Source organism: Veillonella sp. CAG:933, assembly GCF_000431435.1.
Lineage (GTDB): Bacteria > Bacillota > Negativicutes > Veillonellales > Veillonellaceae > Veillonella_A.
Genome location: NZ_HF986106.1, coordinates 1 through 18,037 on the forward strand (window position 1 = coordinate 1; position 18,037 = coordinate 18,037).

Annotated in this window: 24 protein-coding genes; all 24 read right to left on the minus strand. The window is 35.2% G+C overall.

Going from position 1 to position 18,037, the window contains the following annotated elements:
• The coding region (locus tag QZL64_RS00375; RefSeq protein ID WP_296309068.1) for a hypothetical protein at positions 1-770 on the minus strand (770 nt) is incomplete at its 3' end.
• Between the two features lie 15 nt (positions 771-785).
• Entirely contained in the window at positions 786-1,403 is a 618-nt protein-coding gene (locus QZL64_RS00380; protein WP_021840078.1) for a DUF2313 domain-containing protein, read from the minus strand.
• Positions 1,400-2,494, minus strand: a complete 1,095-nt coding sequence (locus QZL64_RS00385; protein WP_021840079.1) for a baseplate J/gp47 family protein — start codon at positions 2,492-2,494, stop codon at positions 1,400-1,402. The genes QZL64_RS00380 and QZL64_RS00385 overlap by 4 nt, the downstream gene beginning before the upstream one ends.
• Positions 2,484-2,915: a DUF2634 domain-containing protein gene (locus QZL64_RS00390; RefSeq protein WP_021840080.1), complete on the minus strand. Its 432-nt coding sequence runs from the start codon at positions 2,913-2,915 to the stop codon at positions 2,484-2,486. Before QZL64_RS00390 ends, QZL64_RS00385 begins: the two co-directional genes overlap by 11 nt.
• A gap of 4 nt (positions 2,916-2,919) precedes the next feature.
• The gene (locus QZL64_RS00395; RefSeq protein ID WP_021840081.1) at positions 2,920-3,291 is read right to left on the minus strand and encodes a DUF2577 domain-containing protein; all 372 of its coding nucleotides are present in this window, start codon (positions 3,289-3,291) and stop codon (positions 2,920-2,922) included.
• Positions 3,291-4,304 (minus strand): XkdQ/YqbQ family protein, encoded by a 1,014-nt coding sequence (locus QZL64_RS00400; RefSeq protein ID WP_021840082.1) that lies wholly within the window; start codon positions 4,302-4,304, stop codon positions 3,291-3,293. The genes QZL64_RS00395 and QZL64_RS00400 overlap by 1 nt, the downstream gene beginning before the upstream one ends.
• A 17-nt stretch (positions 4,305-4,321) precedes the next feature.
• A complete protein-coding gene (locus tag QZL64_RS00405; RefSeq protein WP_021840083.1) occupies positions 4,322-4,852 on the minus strand; it encodes a hypothetical protein in 531 nt (176 codons plus the stop codon).
• Between the two features lie 12 nt (positions 4,853-4,864).
• Positions 4,865-7,030 carry a phage tail protein gene (locus QZL64_RS00410; RefSeq protein ID WP_021840084.1) on the minus strand — a complete coding sequence of 722 codons (2,166 nt, stop codon included), beginning with the start codon at positions 7,028-7,030 and terminating at the stop codon, positions 4,865-4,867.
• 156 nt (positions 7,031-7,186) lie between these two features.
• Positions 7,187-7,558, minus strand: coding sequence for a hypothetical protein (locus tag QZL64_RS00415; RefSeq protein ID WP_021840085.1), 372 nt, complete (start codon positions 7,556-7,558; stop codon positions 7,187-7,189).
• Positions 7,559-7,623: 65 nt separating this feature from the next.
• Positions 7,624-8,058 (minus strand): phage tail tube protein, encoded by a 435-nt coding sequence (locus QZL64_RS00420; RefSeq protein WP_021840086.1) that lies wholly within the window; start codon positions 8,056-8,058, stop codon positions 7,624-7,626.
• A gap of 18 nt (positions 8,059-8,076) precedes the next feature.
• Positions 8,077-9,210: a phage tail sheath C-terminal domain-containing protein gene (locus tag QZL64_RS00425; RefSeq protein WP_296309070.1), complete on the minus strand. Its 1,134-nt coding sequence runs from the start codon at positions 9,208-9,210 to the stop codon at positions 8,077-8,079.
• Complete coding sequence (locus QZL64_RS00430) at positions 9,207-9,713, minus strand: phage tail terminator family protein (protein ID WP_021840088.1); 507 nt, start codon at positions 9,711-9,713, stop codon at positions 9,207-9,209. The genes QZL64_RS00425 and QZL64_RS00430 overlap by 4 nt, the downstream gene beginning before the upstream one ends.
• The gene (locus QZL64_RS00435; protein WP_021840089.1) at positions 9,710-10,165 is read right to left on the minus strand and encodes an HK97 gp10 family phage protein; all 456 of its coding nucleotides are present in this window, start codon (positions 10,163-10,165) and stop codon (positions 9,710-9,712) included. Before QZL64_RS00435 ends, QZL64_RS00430 begins: the two co-directional genes overlap by 4 nt.
• Positions 10,162-10,506: a phage head closure protein gene (locus tag QZL64_RS00440; protein WP_441351082.1), complete on the minus strand. Its 345-nt coding sequence runs from the start codon at positions 10,504-10,506 to the stop codon at positions 10,162-10,164. Before QZL64_RS00440 ends, QZL64_RS00435 begins: the two co-directional genes overlap by 4 nt.
• An 11-nt stretch (positions 10,507-10,517) precedes the next feature.
• Positions 10,518-10,808 carry a head-tail connector protein gene (locus QZL64_RS00445; RefSeq protein ID WP_021840091.1) on the minus strand — a complete coding sequence of 97 codons (291 nt, stop codon included), beginning with the start codon at positions 10,806-10,808 and terminating at the stop codon, positions 10,518-10,520.
• A gap of 2 nt (positions 10,809-10,810) precedes the next feature.
• Positions 10,811-11,107 (minus strand): hypothetical protein, encoded by a 297-nt coding sequence (locus QZL64_RS00450; RefSeq protein WP_021840092.1) that lies wholly within the window; start codon positions 11,105-11,107, stop codon positions 10,811-10,813.
• Between the two features lie 19 nt (positions 11,108-11,126).
• A complete protein-coding gene (locus tag QZL64_RS00455; protein WP_021840093.1) occupies positions 11,127-12,287 on the minus strand; it encodes a phage major capsid protein in 1,161 nt (386 codons plus the stop codon).
• Positions 12,284-12,883: an HK97 family phage prohead protease gene (locus QZL64_RS00460; RefSeq protein WP_021840094.1), complete on the minus strand. Its 600-nt coding sequence runs from the start codon at positions 12,881-12,883 to the stop codon at positions 12,284-12,286. Before QZL64_RS00460 ends, QZL64_RS00455 begins: the two co-directional genes overlap by 4 nt.
• Complete coding sequence (locus QZL64_RS00465) at positions 12,846-14,111, minus strand: phage portal protein (protein WP_021840095.1); 1,266 nt, start codon at positions 14,109-14,111, stop codon at positions 12,846-12,848. The genes QZL64_RS00460 and QZL64_RS00465 overlap by 38 nt, the downstream gene beginning before the upstream one ends.
• A gap of 12 nt (positions 14,112-14,123) precedes the next feature.
• Positions 14,124-15,824, minus strand: a complete 1,701-nt coding sequence (locus tag QZL64_RS00470) for a terminase large subunit (RefSeq protein ID WP_021840096.1) — start codon at positions 15,822-15,824, stop codon at positions 14,124-14,126.
• A complete protein-coding gene (locus tag QZL64_RS00475; RefSeq protein WP_021840097.1) occupies positions 15,817-16,278 on the minus strand; it encodes a phage-related protein in 462 nt (153 codons plus the stop codon). Before QZL64_RS00475 ends, QZL64_RS00470 begins: the two co-directional genes overlap by 8 nt.
• A gap of 96 nt (positions 16,279-16,374) precedes the next feature.
• A complete protein-coding gene (locus tag QZL64_RS00480; RefSeq protein ID WP_021840098.1) occupies positions 16,375-16,776 on the minus strand; it encodes an HNH endonuclease in 402 nt (133 codons plus the stop codon).
• Between the two features lie 438 nt (positions 16,777-17,214).
• Positions 17,215-17,688 carry a hypothetical protein gene (locus QZL64_RS00485; RefSeq protein WP_021840100.1) on the minus strand — a complete coding sequence of 158 codons (474 nt, stop codon included), beginning with the start codon at positions 17,686-17,688 and terminating at the stop codon, positions 17,215-17,217.
• Positions 17,689-17,712: 24 nt separating this feature from the next.
• Positions 17,713-17,868, minus strand: a complete 156-nt coding sequence (locus QZL64_RS00490) for a hypothetical protein (protein WP_021840101.1) — start codon at positions 17,866-17,868, stop codon at positions 17,713-17,715.
• Between the last annotated feature and the right edge of the window lie 169 nt (positions 17,869-18,037).

An 18,037-nucleotide genomic window follows, 5' to 3' on the forward strand; every position in this document is an offset into this window, starting at 1 on the left:
TTGCTTCCACCTTGGATAATAAGCCCATCCGGCTCTTTTCTCCACCATGCGTTAGGGTTGCTATAATCAAATTCTACAGCGCTTGACATAGCATTTTTAAAGCCGTTAAAGTTCACTTGCCCTTTAGTCATATAACTATTAAGCAAATCACGCACAAACTTTGTACTAGCAGCAGAACGGCTATTATCAGTCAATGCCTTATTAAGTACATTCAAATCACCCGCCATTGTACCGCCGGCCAATGGTAAAAACTGATTAAATAAATTAGAATGTGCATCTGTTGCCGTATTATGTAAATTCAAATCAAGCAGCGTTGCAAAGGTTTCATCTTTTAAAACTAAAGATACATTTTTTGCATTGCCAATAACTGTAGTAATTTTATAAATTTCACTGTCAATAGGCGTTGTTTTATCGGGTATATAACCTACATTATTACCGCCGTTAGTGTAGCTATATAAAACCTCTTGCCCGCCTTCAACCTTTGCATATAAACCAACTTCACGCGGAAAAAAGCCAACATCTAATTTACTATTTGAAATAGTCGCATAAATTTTATATTGGCCGTTACCTTCATTTACACCGGTTGTACTATTTAATTCTAATTTTGGAGATAATACATCAGTCATAGTAGAAATATCTGTACTATCGCTTAATGTACCATCACCGGCTACAATTCGTGTAAATAACAAATTCTTTTTTGTTGCAATGCTTTCAGAAATAAGTGCAAGCCCATTTCTAGTAACAATGTTAACAGGATATTGAGAAGCCAATAATTTCCACCCTTTCTAACAATCAATAATATTAACAACATTAAGCCGTTCAACATGTACACCGGCGTATATATTTGCATCACCTATATTAGTATCAAAGCCAACATTGGCGCCGATCTCAACGATGCCGGAACGCTTAAAAAAAAGGCCGGCACTAAGCCCGCCTTCAACCTCATGCACATCACTGATTACCATGCTTATATGTGCCGGTTTTGCCACTTTTAAATTTTTCTTAATTTCCGGTAACGCGTACACAAAAGAAGAATTATTAAAATCAACTTTTAGCACGCCATCCAAAAAATCAACATCAACATCATCAAGTACATAGGTTTTTATAATACGCCTAATTTTTTCAATATCGCATTTATCGTTATTTTTCCATAGCATTTCAACAATTCTGCGCCTATCTTCAAGCGTTCCTTTAGCCTTGATATTTAAGTCTTTTTCATATGTTTTAATAGCTTGTTCATTAGCCGCATCAAAATAGTTATTGTTAAATACTTCAATAATTGTCTTTGCCACATCACCTAAGCTAACGCCCGCCATTTGATATAATTGCTTAATCCATGGATCCTTACGATATAAAACGTTGATAGTTTTAAGCATAAATTCTTGAAGTTCCGTATTTGTCATACCACTACCTCAACAGTACCAATAACAGCAACTTGTTCATCATTGATTTTAACTTGTGATACAGCGCCATTTACTGTATAAGTATCATAATCAAGCAAGCCACTAGCACTAATGATATAAGCGCCAATCTGCGCCCATGATACATAATCTTGTTTTAAAGCAATAGTCTTTAAATACTCAACAAGCTTTTCTTTAATATCGTTAGCAACCATGTTAGTGCTTGTAGATTCATCCAATTTTGCACCGGTTACTTTTACATTGATTGGCACGGCGGCCGCACTTACAACAGTACAATATGCGCCGGTAGGCGCTACCCCTTCACCATGGCCTTTCCCATTCGGATCAATATACTCTTGTACTTTAGCAACTAAATCAGTGCTTGCCGGCTGTCTATCGCTATCAACAATTACAATTTCTACCGTATTTTGACCGAACCGTTCACCAATCGCTTTAGCTTCACCTACACCGGTTATTTCTTTAGCCCATTTTTTATAATGTGCTTCATTTCCACTTGTAGCCGGTTCACGCAATGCTTCATAATAGCGATTTCTTAAATCATCGTCATTTTCCGCATCACGGCCACCAACAAATACTTCTTGATTAGTAATCTGATTAATGCCGGCAATAGTAACAGGCATTTTAGTAATTGTATTAACCGCTACATTTCCTTCTGTGCCGGCTGTTAAGCATGTAACAGGAATAACACTACCAACTGTAACATCAGCAGTTATATCAGATGCATATTTAAGCCCGCTTTCGCTTTCAAAAACATCACCTATAGTTACTGTTCCGTTGCCATTCAAAACTGTTATGCTACCCTGTGCATATGTAGCTGTTCTACGTTCTACACCTTTTCTTTGAAAAGTAAAACGTTCTAATTCTTCACCGGTTAAATTATCAACATCTTGCTTTAAGCGTACTTCTTCAATCATCATATGCAGCTTTAATAACCCAAACGCAAAGCCCCTTGTAATATCGTATGTTGGAAAGCCTTCTGTTTTTTGGTACTCATCTGAAATATTATCTAATTCAAGATTATGTATATCATCAAGACTACTAATATTTAATTTAATCAGTTCATCAATAGTCATAATTTAACCTCACTTCTTCACCGGTATTAGTGGTTACCGTAAAATAAAAAGTACCTTTATCAAAGCGCCAATTATCAACGCTTACAATACAAGGTACTTTATTTAATATGCCTTCCGTTATTCGCCGTTTAATTTCACTAACAATAAACGAACGCGGCAACCGATAACCAATTAATTTATTAAGATTAACGCCAAACTCACTACTATAAATAGCGAACTTGTCTACTTCTGTACGAATAAATAATTCTATCCATTGTTCAATAGCTAAAATTTGTGTATTTTCAACATTTTTACCATCAACAAATTCAAAGCGTTTTGTTTTGTAATTAAAACGTGGTGAACGCCCTACTTTATTTTGTCCCGCTGTTTTACTCGCCGTACTTTGAACAGTATTAGTAAAATTAAAATCAGTAGGAAACATTCAATCACCTCACAATATCTACAATAAAAAAATGTTGTTCGCGCATATCCGGCACAACAAGTACATGATCCCCAACTTGCCATAATGGTTTAATGTGAATTTTACCATTGCCTTTAGCGCTATAGTTTGTATTCGCACCGCCTAAGCAGCCGCCAACCGTAGTAGTTCCGGCATGCTCATAACTATAATCAGCTTCATGCCTTAAAATTTGATTACATATATAACCATTACTTTTATCTACTTTAAAAGCACCATCTTTCAATGTGACAAGCCAATTATCACCAATAGCAACTACAAGACCTAACATAGCGCCCATTGGCCGCGGATTATCTCTATCTTTAAATTGTTGCGCTAAGTCAACATGCCAATCTTCCATTATTTCACCGTTACCTTATTTAATGCTAATGTCATTGTATGATTTTGACCGTATGCATGAGTACAATTTTTGATTAAAAAATAGCCTTTTAAATCTAGTAAATCATTATCAAAATGTAATATTCTACCACTTCTAACAGTATCATCACCTAATAACTTTAAATTAAAAGTTTCACCAATTTTATTTAAGTCAATCAGCTTTTTTCGTGCAATTTCATTAGCTTTACTAGCATCTTTATCATCAATCTTTTCAATGTGTTGTAACAGTCCAAAGATATTAATATGTTCATCATCAGCCGTTTCTGCTATGACTTGTTCATGTTTTTCGCTCGATGATATGATAACTACTTTATTTTTCATATCTGCTAATGTTCTTGTATGGCTATAATCACCAATAATTTTAGTAACCTGTACATCAAGTATTAAATCTTTGTAATCTTCAATATATAGCGCATCACCTCTTACTTCAAATCGGTACTTATTACCGGTTTCTTCTGTAGCTTGCTTCAATACATCTTTGATAACATCACTAATTACTTCACCTTGATATACCTTCTTAATTTTAGTGTAAATAACCGGCACTGAACCTAGTTTAATATTGCACTTTTCGCAAAGTTGACGCAGCGCCGTTGTTCCATCAATATCATTACACTGAAATAATACTTCTGACTTATTCAAATAAAATGCATAATCATAGGCCGTATAACTGTATTTATTGATGCCGCTTTTCTTTTCATCCGTGATAATGCCGCTAAAAACTAACGTTTCAGCCGTGCTATCAACACTATCATTAGTGCTAGTACGGTTATTATTCGCATCATCGTTGTAAAACATCACCTTACCGCCTAATTCAAGCTGCAAGTCTTTCATGTTAATATCAAGCGGATTGCTTACTAAGTCAAAAGTAAATTCTTGACCTAACGCATCAGTATTATCAGAACGGCCATAATTATTAGTATATGCCGTTATTTCACGACTATCTTTATTCTTAGGGTAATCATATTGTAACTTCATTAAAACACCGCCTATCCCTAATTTTGGCTATCAGATAAGCTATTATTACTATTAGTAGTTTGATTATTTGTAGTATTCACATAGATATACTCTTTAAAACTTATACTTGCATGAATATCATGCACACTATCATAGTAATAATTCAAATCATCACACACACACGCCATATTCAATACTTCATTACCATCGGTAAATATTACGCAGATTCTAAATACTTTTTTTGTTTCACGGCGGGTTTTAATGAAATTAATAATAGCTTCTCCATCAGATGCATTCGGGCGGGTAAACGGATAACTTTTATTTACCGGCAAAAGCCAATTATCAAGCGTATATTCTCTTAGTCCTAATGTACCAATTAATGTAATATCGCCGCTTGCACCGTTAAATACTTCATTGTTTTGCTTCTGTTCAACCGCCGGTAATTTAGAGGGTATAACAGGAAATATAACATTTTCATATGTATCATCATCATACAATATCACATCACATTTTGGCTTTCTGTTTAAATAAGCTTTTGCATTATTTTCAATCAACGCCAAAAGATTCATTATATCCCCCTTCTACATGTTGTTCATACTTTCTTTTAATTTATTCACAATAAAAGCCCCGCATTGATTCATAAAAGCTTCATTGCCTATTACATTGCCTTGTACTGTTAAATTAACAGTAACACCGCCACCATAATTATTTACAAGCTGTTCAGTTTTATCAGCCGCTAATATAGATGTTCCGCTAGGCAACACCATTAATTCACCGCGATTACTTTCATTTACATATGTGCTACCGCCTTGCCAATAAGCACTACCTGTAGCATTATGTTTTTCACTATTGCCACCGCCGAACGGATTTAAAGAATTAATTGTACTGCCAATATTACTAACCTTATTGCCAATATAATTTAATACGTTTGAAGCAATGTTAGATAAAGTATCAAAATACCCTGTAAATATTTGTACAATGCCGCTTAATGCTTGATTCCAATTACCGGTAAATACACCGGTTACAAAATCTATAATGCCGTTGAATATTTCACTAATGCCTTCAACAACGCCATCAAAGCTACTTAAAAAAAAAACAACGCCACCAATAGCAATAGATAACAAGTTTTCAAAAAAGTTTATTGCAAGTTCGATACCCGCCGCAAACGCATTAGCAATATATTGCACTATCGCGATAAAGCCACTATAAATATTTTGACTCAACCCAACTACCGCCGCTACAATCATTGCTATAAAATTTGTAACAGTATTTACTATTGCAGTAAAAGCAGTATTAATAGCCATTCCAATTCCAACAAAAAAGGCAATAATACTATCAACACATTCACCAATAAAATTAACTACCGAATTAAACGCATTAGAAACGCCTGTAACAACGCCATTAATAAAAGCAGTACAATTATTAAGCACACTATTAAAAGTTTGTGTACACGCATCCCAAAAGGATAATACAGCCGCTTTTACATCATCCCAATGCATATACAACGCAACCAACGCAGCAATAACTAAACCGATTGCCGCCGCCCATAATACAATAGGATTAGCCATTAATACAGTTTTAAGAGCAACTAAACCAACTTGCAAGCCGCCCGCCGCCGCTTTAAACGCTGTAATACCGGCTACAACCTTAGTAATTACATTAAAGGCTGTAAATGCACCGGCTAAACCGGTAATAATCGGAATAACTATATCAGAATTACGCCCAATGAAAGCGATTGCATCACCAAATAATTTAAAAGCTGTTACTGCTGCATCTAAACCAATCATAACGGCATTAGCTAACGCATCACCATTTTTAGCAAACCAATCAACAAGCCCCGCCATGATTCCCGCAACGCGTTCAAATATGCCTTGCATCTTTTGCGCTACCATTGGTACAAGATCCGCAAATACACCAATAAATTTAGCCTTTAACGGTAAAAGCATCATGCCTAAATTCTTCATCATGCCGGCATAAGCCATTTCTGCTTTTTTCATTTTGCCCGCCGGTGTATCAGCCAATGCTTTATTTACGCCACCAACATTATTAGCTAATACTTTAGCAATAGTATTGGCGCGCTCCATTGCTGTTCCGTTCTTGATTATTTCGGCTTCACTTTCACTCATGGTAATACCTACACGACTTAAGGCGCTAGCGTTACCGCTCATAGCCTTACCAATCATATTAGCAATACCAACAGCATCTTCACCCGTAGCATTAAGCCCCTTTTGCTGTGCTAATAAATCAGCCATGCCATCAGATAATACGCTTATTTGTTCTTCATTTAATTGAAATGTTGCTAACTGCTGCATTCCATTTAAAATAACGCCTTTACCAACAACACCAACTTTACCAAGGCTACCGGCATAATTATTCAAGCTTTTTTGTGCGTCTTTCCACGCTTCCGGCCCTCTATCCCTAATAGATTGCACATTTTGTAAAATTGCGCCTAATTTCGCTTGTACTTGCACTTCTTTTTCAGCGCTTGCAATAGCTTTATTGGCATAACCTACAATACTACCTACACTAAAAAAAGCACCAATACCCGCTAAGCCGGCTGTCATTCTGCCAATGCTATTGGTGATGCTTAAAAATCTAGCATTAGCCCCCGCGCCAAAATTAGAAATTCCATTGCTTGCCAATTTAACATTCTTACTAAATTTAGAAGTAGCATCAGCAGGAGCTTTCAATTTACTTGTAAACCTATCAACAAGGGACAACAGAACATTAATATTCTTACTTGCCATTTATACCCCCATACAACCTATTCATATCTTCTTTGTCTAATTCCATGCATGCAAGCATAAAACTACGCTCAACGGCGCTAAGATTCAACAATTCTTCTATTGCATGGCCTTTTGATAAATAGTATCTATACATTTTTAATGTGGCATCTTCTACAATTACTTTTTTAAAAGTTCGCCATCATCCATACCATATAAGCCAAAAATAGCATTAGCAATAGTTTCAATATCACCTAAGTTATCATCAAGCACTTTAAAAACTACATCATACGGTTCAGCGCATTCATATTTTGCTTGTAATTCTTTATTTTTAAAAAGCGGTACACATGTATAAATCAATTCAGCCATCTGCGCCATTCGTTCACTCATAGTAACATCGGCGCCGCTATCATCAAGCAAGCGAATAACAGTAGTTAATGGTTGCTTAACAATAGTAATTTCACCGCCTAAACTTTCAACCGGTACATCAACACTTTTAAAACCATCAGCTAATTTCTTTTCAAGTAATTGTTCTAATGTTACTTTTGCCATTTAATCACCTCAAAATAAATAAGGAGCGCATAAAGCGCCCCTCTAAACACTAAATAAAATAAGCGCTATACAACGTAATCTAAATAATTGTATGCGCTCGCCTTAAATGGAACAGATTCTTCACTTACTTTTTTATTTTCAAACTGTAATAATGTGGCTTCATCAAATGTTACATCGATTAATTCCACACGTTCAGCGCCGGCACTTTGCGGATCCGCTAACCGTGCTACTACCTTAACATCAGGCAAAGCACCGCTTCTAATGCCCGCATCAAGCTTGTTAATAATTTTACTATCTACTTTATGAAGTAAAATAGTACCGGCAATACTATAACCTACATAGCGTTGATACTTGCCTAATTCGCCTTGAATATCTACTTCTTCATATTCCAAAGAAACTTTAGCTTCAAAGCTTTTAACATTCGCCATTAATTCGCCATCAATCCAAACCTTGCCATAGTTACCGCGAATAATTTTGTTTTTAATTTGTTCACCAGCCATAAATTCGCCTTTCTATAATTACGCCATAACAATCGGAAATTTCAAATCTTCTAATGCATTCAGAATTTTTACATTAGCAGTTAAGAACATATACGTTTTAAACGTCATTTTCTTAACATCTTCATCATCCCAATCAGCAGCTTCTTCTTTACCAATGCTACGCCATGCTTCACGCTGTGCTTCAATATCAATCGTTGCTACATTATCATATTCTTCATCAAGCACTTCACCCGCTTGAATAGTTGTTAATGTGCGGAAATAGCTATTTACAGCAGAAATAAACAAGTATTGATTATCTAAACGATTCTTATATTTACCAATGTAGTAATTCTTGAAAGTCTGATAAATATCTTCAAGAATAAGATCCATAGATTCAACGATAATAATAGAACTCATATCTTCTGTTTCAGTGCTAGTATAGGTAGTTAATGTGTTAACACCTCTACCAATCTTAACCGCATCATCATCATCATTAATAAAAATAAGATAACCTTCATCAATCCAATCATCAGCCGTTTTTTCATCAGTGATATAACTATCATCTGCACGATATAAATCTTCTAATTCGTAGTATGTGCAGCTACGGTTAAGCGGTAAATTAGCAAGTAAAGATACAATGCGCGGTACATAATCAGTCATTTTCACAACTTCACCGGCTGTTCCGTCACTCGTTTTCAGTGTTACAGATTTTGGCTTAATGTTTACAATATGCATATCATCAGCAACAACAACATTACATACAACACATTTATATTTTTTGCCTTTACTTTCTTTATTACGGCTTTTTGTATAGCTTGCTAACTCATCTTGAAATTCTTCAATAGTAGTGCATGCCCAATTATATTTAATTTTATCTAAGATTGCTTTTACATCCGCAAATTCGGCTGTGCTAGTAGGTACACTAACTACAATCAATTTATTTACATCAACAAAAAAGCAACGTTTTAAAATTTCAAAATTTTCAGCGCTATACAACTTGCTTGTAATATCCGCTTCATACTTAAATGTTCTAGCCTGTGCAGCCTGTGCTGTATCATCTTTTAAAATAATTACCGCTACACCACGTTTAGAACGCTTAATAGCTGTTACAGCTTTTTGAATAAAAATAATATCAATTACCGGTAAGCCCATATAAGCCCCTTTCTGATTCAAATTAAATCTTCATCATCAACTTGTAAATTACTGTCTTTTGTTTTTTCAACATTCTTGCTACGCGGATAACTAACCGCCAATTCTTCAATTAATGGCTCTACCCCCTCATCAGCGATTTTCTGTACAATCGTTAATGTAAATGTAGTAATAAGTGTTTTATCACGCTTTTCAAGCCGATGTTCAACGTCATTACATGAAAAGCCTGTGCCGGTATCGGTTACTATCTCATCACGCAACAATTTACTTAAATTTTCTCTTGCATGTAACAAGTCTATATATCCGGTTTCACGTTCCGGCGCAAAATAATAAATATCAATCGTGTAATCTTCCCATGTATATTCATCGGTTAATTCACTATCTTGAATATCTTGAACTTCAATAAAAAAAGAAGGCCGTGTATAGCCTTCTTCAATATCTCTATCATTTTCTTCTACGCCTAAACAATCACGAACGGCCACCGTTAGCGCCTTAATTACATGCGATAATGTAGTTCTATCGCTCAACGGCTCACCCCCTTATCAAGCAATTCATCAATAAAATCTTCTGCCATTTTAGGATATTCGCCCGCGAATTTTCGCGCACTTTTACCCATGCTATGATATGCCTTAGTTCTTCTATTAGTACCGGCTATATTATGACCGTGTTCGACTAAATGCGCATGTGGAGCAATATTTTTAACTCGAACTTGAAATTCATTGCCATTGTATAAATACGCCCTACCACGCGTTAAAGAGCCTATTAAATCAATACGCTTTTTCTTTCCGTTCTTAATTTTATATCGCTTCTTTCCGCCTTTCCCATTAGCTAAATCTGCTGTGTACTGTGCTTTAGCTATAGATTTAAGCTTATTGCCGGCTCGCTGCATAAAGTTTTTACTTTCTCGCGGCATCTTTTGAGTACCTAATTCAAGTAATTCTTTTGCAAAATCATCAAGACCGCTTGCTTCCATGCTCATATAATCACCTCACAAAATAACTCTAGCCGTTCATGGTTATTATATGGATCTAAAGAATAAATAATGTTATATCGTTGACCGTCAATAATAAGCCAATCATCACTTTTAATATCCTTATACCATCTAATAATTATTTTATGAGTAGTTTTTGTTAATGCTGTATCACCAACACGGCCGGCTAATAGTGTTCCTGTTTGCGGAACGATACCGCAACGCAATACAGCCACCTTAACCGGCATAATAGGCCGCTGCCCTAATTCATTCATAATAGGGCTTCTTTCATTGCGCCATAATTCACACTTGCTATTTAAAATGCTTGCTAAGTGTTCATATCTCAACAATCAAATCACCCCTATAATAAATTCTTAGAATAGCTATCAAGAATTTGTGCAGTAGTACGATTTACATTATTGCTAGTAGTTACTGTGAATTGTCTTAAATCATAAAATTCAGCACATAATGCAAGCACAGCAAGCGGCATATCCGCATATTCATCAAGTTCAGATTTTTCAAGCCCTGTATAACTGCAACAATAATTAATAGCACCTTGCAAGCACATATTAATAATCTTGCTTGTTTCTTCTGTGACATCAGCACGGATATAATCAGCAACTAATTCAACAGTTAAATCACTAACAACCATAATTATTCACCTTTTTTAGTGCGCCCGCGTTTAGGCTTAACTTCTTCTGTTTTTACTTCTGCAACATCAGCAGCACTATCAGCCGGCTTAACTTCTTCTGCATCAGAATTTTCAGCCGGCTTAACTTCTTCATTAGTTACTAAATCGTCATAAGAACTATCAGCCGGCTTAATATAGCCGGCTTTTAATAAGTCCTTAGCAACAGATTCATCACTAATAGAAATAATAGCGCCTACAAAAGCAGATACAGAAAAGTTATTAATTAATCCAGAAAAACTAACTAATACTTTATAATTCATAAATCTGCCTTTCTATGGTTTACGCCATTTTCAAAGTAGCAATTTTTTGCGGTTCAACGATTTTACTATCAAGTTCAACATAGCCTACAACACCTAAAGCATGTTGTGTAGCATATTTTTCATATAAAACTTGTACTTCAACAGTATCTTTAACCATCTTAGTATAAAGGCCGGAAATATCGCCAAAAATAACCGCTACTTTACCGCTTGCCATTGTTGGCATTACATCACTTTCATATACAGGGCAACCAAGCAATGTATAGCTAAATGGCTGCTTAATATCTTGATTCAACATATAACGGCCATCAGCATCTTTAAGTTTTGCAATAACTTTGAATGTTTCCGGATTAACAATAAACGCACCATTCGCGCGATACTGTTTATTTACTTCAAGCTGTAAATTAACCAAATCATCAGCAGTTAAAACTGTAGCACTACTGGCTGTAACAGATTGAGCAGAAGATACTAAGCCTGTCATTTTATTAGCAGTACCATTAATTAATTCTTTTTCAATAAAGATAGAAATTGCTTCAGATACTTTAGCAATTACATAATTTACAAGATCGAATTCTACATTATTAACTAAAGACTTAGAAATTTTAGCTAATGCACCGGCAACATAACCGCCTAATGTAACTGTAGTAAATTTACCGGCCGTAGCAGTCAATTCATTGAAATCATCAGAATAAGCGCATACAATGCCGCCTTCTGTTTCATCGTATACAGGAAAAGCCAAATCACCTTTTACATCAAATTGACTAGACAAGGCGAATACAGGAGAAATATTTTTAACTGTTTCAATAATCTTGCTTGCGATTGTCTTAGGTACTACACTACCGCTTTTACCTGTATTAAAAGTAACTTCTGCACGCGTTTCAGTATCGGTATAACGTTCATTGCCGGTACGCAAAAATTCAGCAAAAGCACGCTTTTCAACTTCATACATATCAACCTTAGCAACAGGCGCATTAACTTTTTCAGTTGGCACATCCATAATACCGCGCTGTTCTTTGCCTAATTCAATAGTGGTATCAATGCTTGCAATTTCCGCTTGAATTTCTTTAAATTTTGCTGTTTCATCGTCAGATAAAGCACGTGTTTCAGCATCAGCTGCTTTTAACATATCATCCAACTGTTTTACTAATTCGTTACGTTTTTCAATCAATTTTTTAAAGTTCATTCTTTACCTCGCAATTTTTCAACAATATTTTTAAAATCAACATTAAAATCATCAGAGCGCTTTTCTTGTGGCGCTTCTGTAATTTCTACAACTTGCACATCATCAACTACCGCAGATGCACGATGTTCAATTAATTCTGTTGTGTTATTTCGTGTGCTAATGGATGTGGCAATATATGCCGGTGTAATATCTAAAATGCTAACTTCAATTAAATCAAAATCAGTAAGCGTTCTAACTTCTGTATTATCTTCTGTTTTCCATTCATCAGCTTTTTTTACAAAACCAAAAGACCAACCACGCAATTCATTATTCTTTGCTTTTTCGATAACTTCCGAATCCGTTACAGTCGCAACTGCATACAAGCCAATAGCATCTTCACGCAATTCAAGCACGCCTTCTTTTTGATTGCCTAACGGCCGAACATGATTAAACATTAAGCCTACATTGTCATTACGATTTAACGCCCTTGTAAATGCACCGCTTGCAATACGTTCAATAAATGCGCCACGTTCCGAATTAATCGGCCGGCTGTTTCGTTCACACACATTAACATAGCCTTCAATTTTGGCCGTTTTGCCCCTCAATTCGACTTTCACTATTCACACCCCCTTTCTCGTTCATACTATCAAAGTCAGCATATATTCCAGTGTTAGGCGTATATACTTTATTTTCTTTCGGATAATACAACACACTATCTAAACCAAGTTTTACAAATTCAATGCCTAACGGCTCTAAATCTTCATAAGCCCTAATTTCATCAATGGTAAGCCATCCTTTTTCTAATGCAATTTGATAGGATTGATAACGGCTTAACATATCTGATTTAATCAAGTCTTTCATGTCAAAGGTAAAATAAAAATCGCCTTTTTCCTTTTCCAAAAGTAAAAAGCGATTAAAGCATTCTGTTAAATTGTTCATAATCGGTACTAATGCAGTCTTTACAAATACATTGAATGCGTCATTATTTGTAAATGTATCATTGGCAAGCCCGAATAATTTATAAATCTGTTCGCTGTTAGTTTGTTTGTTTTCATTTAATTGATTTTCTGTAGCTGTACTATCAGCCGCTTCAAAGCTAACACCCTTATTCAGCACAATAACATCACTGTTATTATTGCTATATAACTTATTCCATGCTTTTTTAAGAGCATCTAACATAGCTTGAGTAAGTCGGTTTTCAGATTTTAAAAAGCCTTTTTTGCCGCCTTTACTCATTGCGCCATTTTCGTATATTAGAGCATTGTACATAGTAGATAAAAGCACAGGGTTTTCATCAATAATACCTTGCCCTTTATAACCATTTACACTATTGCGCACAACACGCATTACTTCATCATAGCGATATTTTCGCCCTTCAATTTGATACATGATAGCTCGATTAATAACACGGCCATTAGTAAGCATTACATAATTGTTATACGGCAAATACTGCAATGTATTAATATTATTGCCACGCTTATCAACGAATATCGCCCCTTCACCATCTAACAAATAATCAGTGATTAAGCTTTTCTTCATTTCATAAGCACCAATAACACCGCCTGTATCTAAATTCAATAACGTTAAACGTGCATCATTGGCAATTTCTTTTAATTCTTCTGCATTACGTTGCATTAGCTTTACAGGCAAGCCGGCAATGATACCGGATATAATATTAATCGCGCTTGCAACCGCCGGAATACTCATGGCTTGTTCGCGTGTTATTCGTGTATCAAACACACGCCCATTAAGCAATACATCAAGTTCTTCTTCATTGTTATTATTTTGTACTGTTGCATCAGCGCTATCACGTTGTTCAACGCTCCAAAAATTAAAAATTCCCATATTCACCACCCTCTAATATTGAACAGCCCAATCAATACAACGATTAAGCAAGTTATCTTGATAAGATAGAAAAGCTGCGTTAATCGTTGATACAGTCATATCTATTTTGCCGTTGCTTTTCTTCTTATTTACATACCTATTCATATTAGTATCATAAGTACATTTTGCATTTTCAAAGTTGATTTCAAGTAGCTTATTGCGTTTATCATAAACAAGCCGCCCATCTTCTATTAATTCTGCGATCCATTTAGTAGCCGGATGCAAAACGCTGCTATGCTGTTTAATTTCAACACAATCAATACCGAATTCTTCCCATTTCTGCGCACTAGATAACGCATTGTATCGGTCGTACCCTAAACTCATAACAGTAACATCATACATACTAGCTAATTCTTCAACATACTTTTCAATTACACCATAATCAACTGTTCTATATCCACACGGAATACAAAACCCCGATTTAATAAAATCTTGATATGGGATACGTTCTAAGCGGCTTTTTTCTTCTATTTTATCTTCAGGAATGAAAGCCATAGAATGAGTTAGTAACCTATTTGTATCTTCATCAAACGAAACCATAGATACAGCACAGTTATCATTGCTCATAGATAAGTCAACACCTACAAATACTTGTCTACCGCTCCATTCAATTTCATTTACTGCACCACGTTTTAAATCGGCAATATTGATAAAACTTTCAGAGCCTACGCCCGAATAAATAATATTACAATGCTTAGTTATGAAATTTTCGCGCTTGCTTTCCATCTCAATGGCTTTTTGTCGCTTATCCTTCAAATCATCCATAACTTGCACTACTTCTAATGCTAAAGGGTTAGCATGCTCTAATACTTCATCATTTGTTGCCCATCCTTTTACATCATCCGGTTCATAAAGCAAAGAAAATATTTTATCATCATCAACCGCACCATTTAAAACACGCTTAGCATATAAAACTTCATCCTCAAATGGATTGCTTGCAGTAGGGTATTTTGTAGAAATAATAAAACCTAATTTATTTAGTATAGTCAGCTGCCCCGAACGCATAGCTTCAATGGCGTATGTATTCGGTAAAGCGCCTGTTTCATCTACCAAAAATACATTCGGTAAACGGCCATCAAGTCGACTATTAGAATAATTCAACGGAATATATTTACTATTCGTGATATTACATAATATATAATCACGCAATACTTTAAACTTTTGTTGACCGTCATATTTTCCCATAAGCGCAGGACTTGCAAGCCTTATTTCTTCAATAGCGCTTTTAATTTCACGGCTTAACGTGCCATCCGGCGCAACGCTGTAAAACTTAGAAAATTTAGGTTCAATAAAAAATAGCAAAATAAAAAGAACGGCTACTAAAAATGTTTTACCGTTCTTTCTGCATATCTCCAATATGACATTTTCATACCTACGCTTATTCGGGTTATCACGATGCACAGTACATAATGTAGCAATGATTAATAGCCACTGAAAGCCCGCCAAACAATTATATATACTTTCACCTACTCTAACACCTTTAGGCATCACCATTAACTTTAATAGTTCACCTATAAGCGTTATTTTCTTATCATCAAGCATATATTCTTTATCTTTGTTATTAGCAATGCGCATAAATTCTTTACATTGCAGCTTAACATATTTAGGCGCTGTTACTTGCTCATTGACAACTGCATCAGCGTATACATAAGCTTTATGCTTTTTATCAATCATTATTGCCACCACTTAAGATATTAATTAACGGATCCGCAGCTTCTTTTTTATTGTTAGCTACCAAAGAACCTAATTTCGCACGGCTTGCCGGCGATAAACACAATGAATCTGCTAAACGTAAAAACGTACGCACTAACTTTTCATTTGAATTTACAAATTGCGCCACGCCCGCCAATTCGGGCTTATCCGTTACAAGCTTATTTGAAGTTTTTAACATCACCGCATTAACCGCCGTTTGTTCAATTAAAAATGTATCAAGCGTACTTAAAACATCAGCCGATTTTAAAGCATCAACTAAAAAATCAAATACTTCAATTTGTTCTGCATTGAAATAATCCGGCGCTACAACTTCACCATCAACTTTAAATTTATTTTCAACCGCTAGCCGATTTTCTTTTTCTTCTTTTGTTAAGTGCTTGCGTGTTGTGCTTGCAAGCTTAGCCGGCCTTGCCATTCAATCACACCTTTCAAATATATATAATTCGCGTGAATTTAGGGAACATTTCATAAATTGAGGTGGAGCAGTCGGTGTCGGCTATATTCATATAAATTATAAAAATTTTGGCGGGGGTACTAAATTTTTCAGAGTTTTTCTGTCAATTTCTCCATTATCCGCCATTCTATGATGTGCCTTACACAATGTAATTAAATTATTTTCATGCGTTCGCTTGCTCCACGCCTTGCTCAATGGTTCTATGTGGTGTACTTCTAACTGTTCGCCAAAGCTTACATACTTATCATGATACCAACAATAAGCACACATAAATTTATCACGTGCTTTTATTTTATCTCGTGTATGCTGCCACTCTTTAGACCATCTAAAGCGCTGTATCTTCTTTCTTTCTTCACTAGCATTATTATAATCACGCTTATAATCTCGCTTAGGATTGCCACACTTATGCCCTGTTCGCTCGTTGTAAATCATACCGCACCGGCTGCACGTTTTAAACATATACCCCGCCCCCTATGATTGGGTAGGGTTATCATGCATAGGCTCGGTATGTTTCATAGCATGCTTAGCATCTATATAACACTTACAGCGCCCTGTGCCACCTACCACTATATTATTAGCTACACAATACATATTTACATTATTCAAACATCGTTCATCATGACATTTTATTACTACCTTTGTTTCTTTCATATAAAGCCTTTGATATATTTATACAGGTTTTATTGTATTTTCCCGCAAATATATTTCACTTTCTTATAAATTTATTCATAATCAATGAATACTTCAATCATTTTTACATAACAAAAAAGCGCCAACATTTTCAGTTAGCGCTAATTTATCATGTAATATAGGAGAAGTTGAGGTGTAATAGCCGCCAATAAAAACTATTACAAACTAACTATAACATATTTACGATGTAACATTTTATATCTTTTGTTATCTTTCTTTATCTTTTGTATCATTTTTGCACTTTTGTATACTTTTTGCTAGATTTTTCAAACATTCACTATGTAATTTACCGCGAATATAAGCTTCACTATATTCTTTTTCAAAAAAATCACTCATGCTTTCTTGTATATCAGTCCACTTCTTATAGTGTAGATACTTTGATTTTAATAAATAACGTTGTTCCGGATTACTTAATTCATTAACAAGTGCTTCTATATAGTCACGATGATTAATATATTCATCCCAAACTTCACTTAATGCATGTTGTAAATCAACAATCTTAGCAGCACATTCAGCGACTGTATCACTTGTACCGCCCTCTTGAACGCATATACTCTTATATGTGGCTGTTATCTTTTTACTTTTCTCATTGTAAAACTCCAAGCTATCAATAATACTATTTACTTTTTCATCAAGATCTTTAACGCTATCTAATAATTTTCTTGTTTCATTAACCGTCATACTAAATAATTGTACCTTCCTTCTTTAATTAGCAGGAAACCAAATATATTTTTCACGCTTGCTATAATCAATCAATATACGCTTATAGGCTTTATATGCTTTAACATTTTGCCTATTCTCTTTCTTTTCTGCGCCAAATAAGTTATAAGCTTTAGACCGCATCATAAATCTAGTATTCATCTTTACACCCTTTCAAATCTTTTAATCAAACAACTAGATTAGCCGTTACTAACGCCCTAGCCATTGCCGGCACAACGCTATTACCAATTCTCTTGACTTGTTCCTTGATTGAATATTTCCGCCCTTGATAGTCAAATTCTAGTTTGTAATCATCGGGGAACCCTTGAGC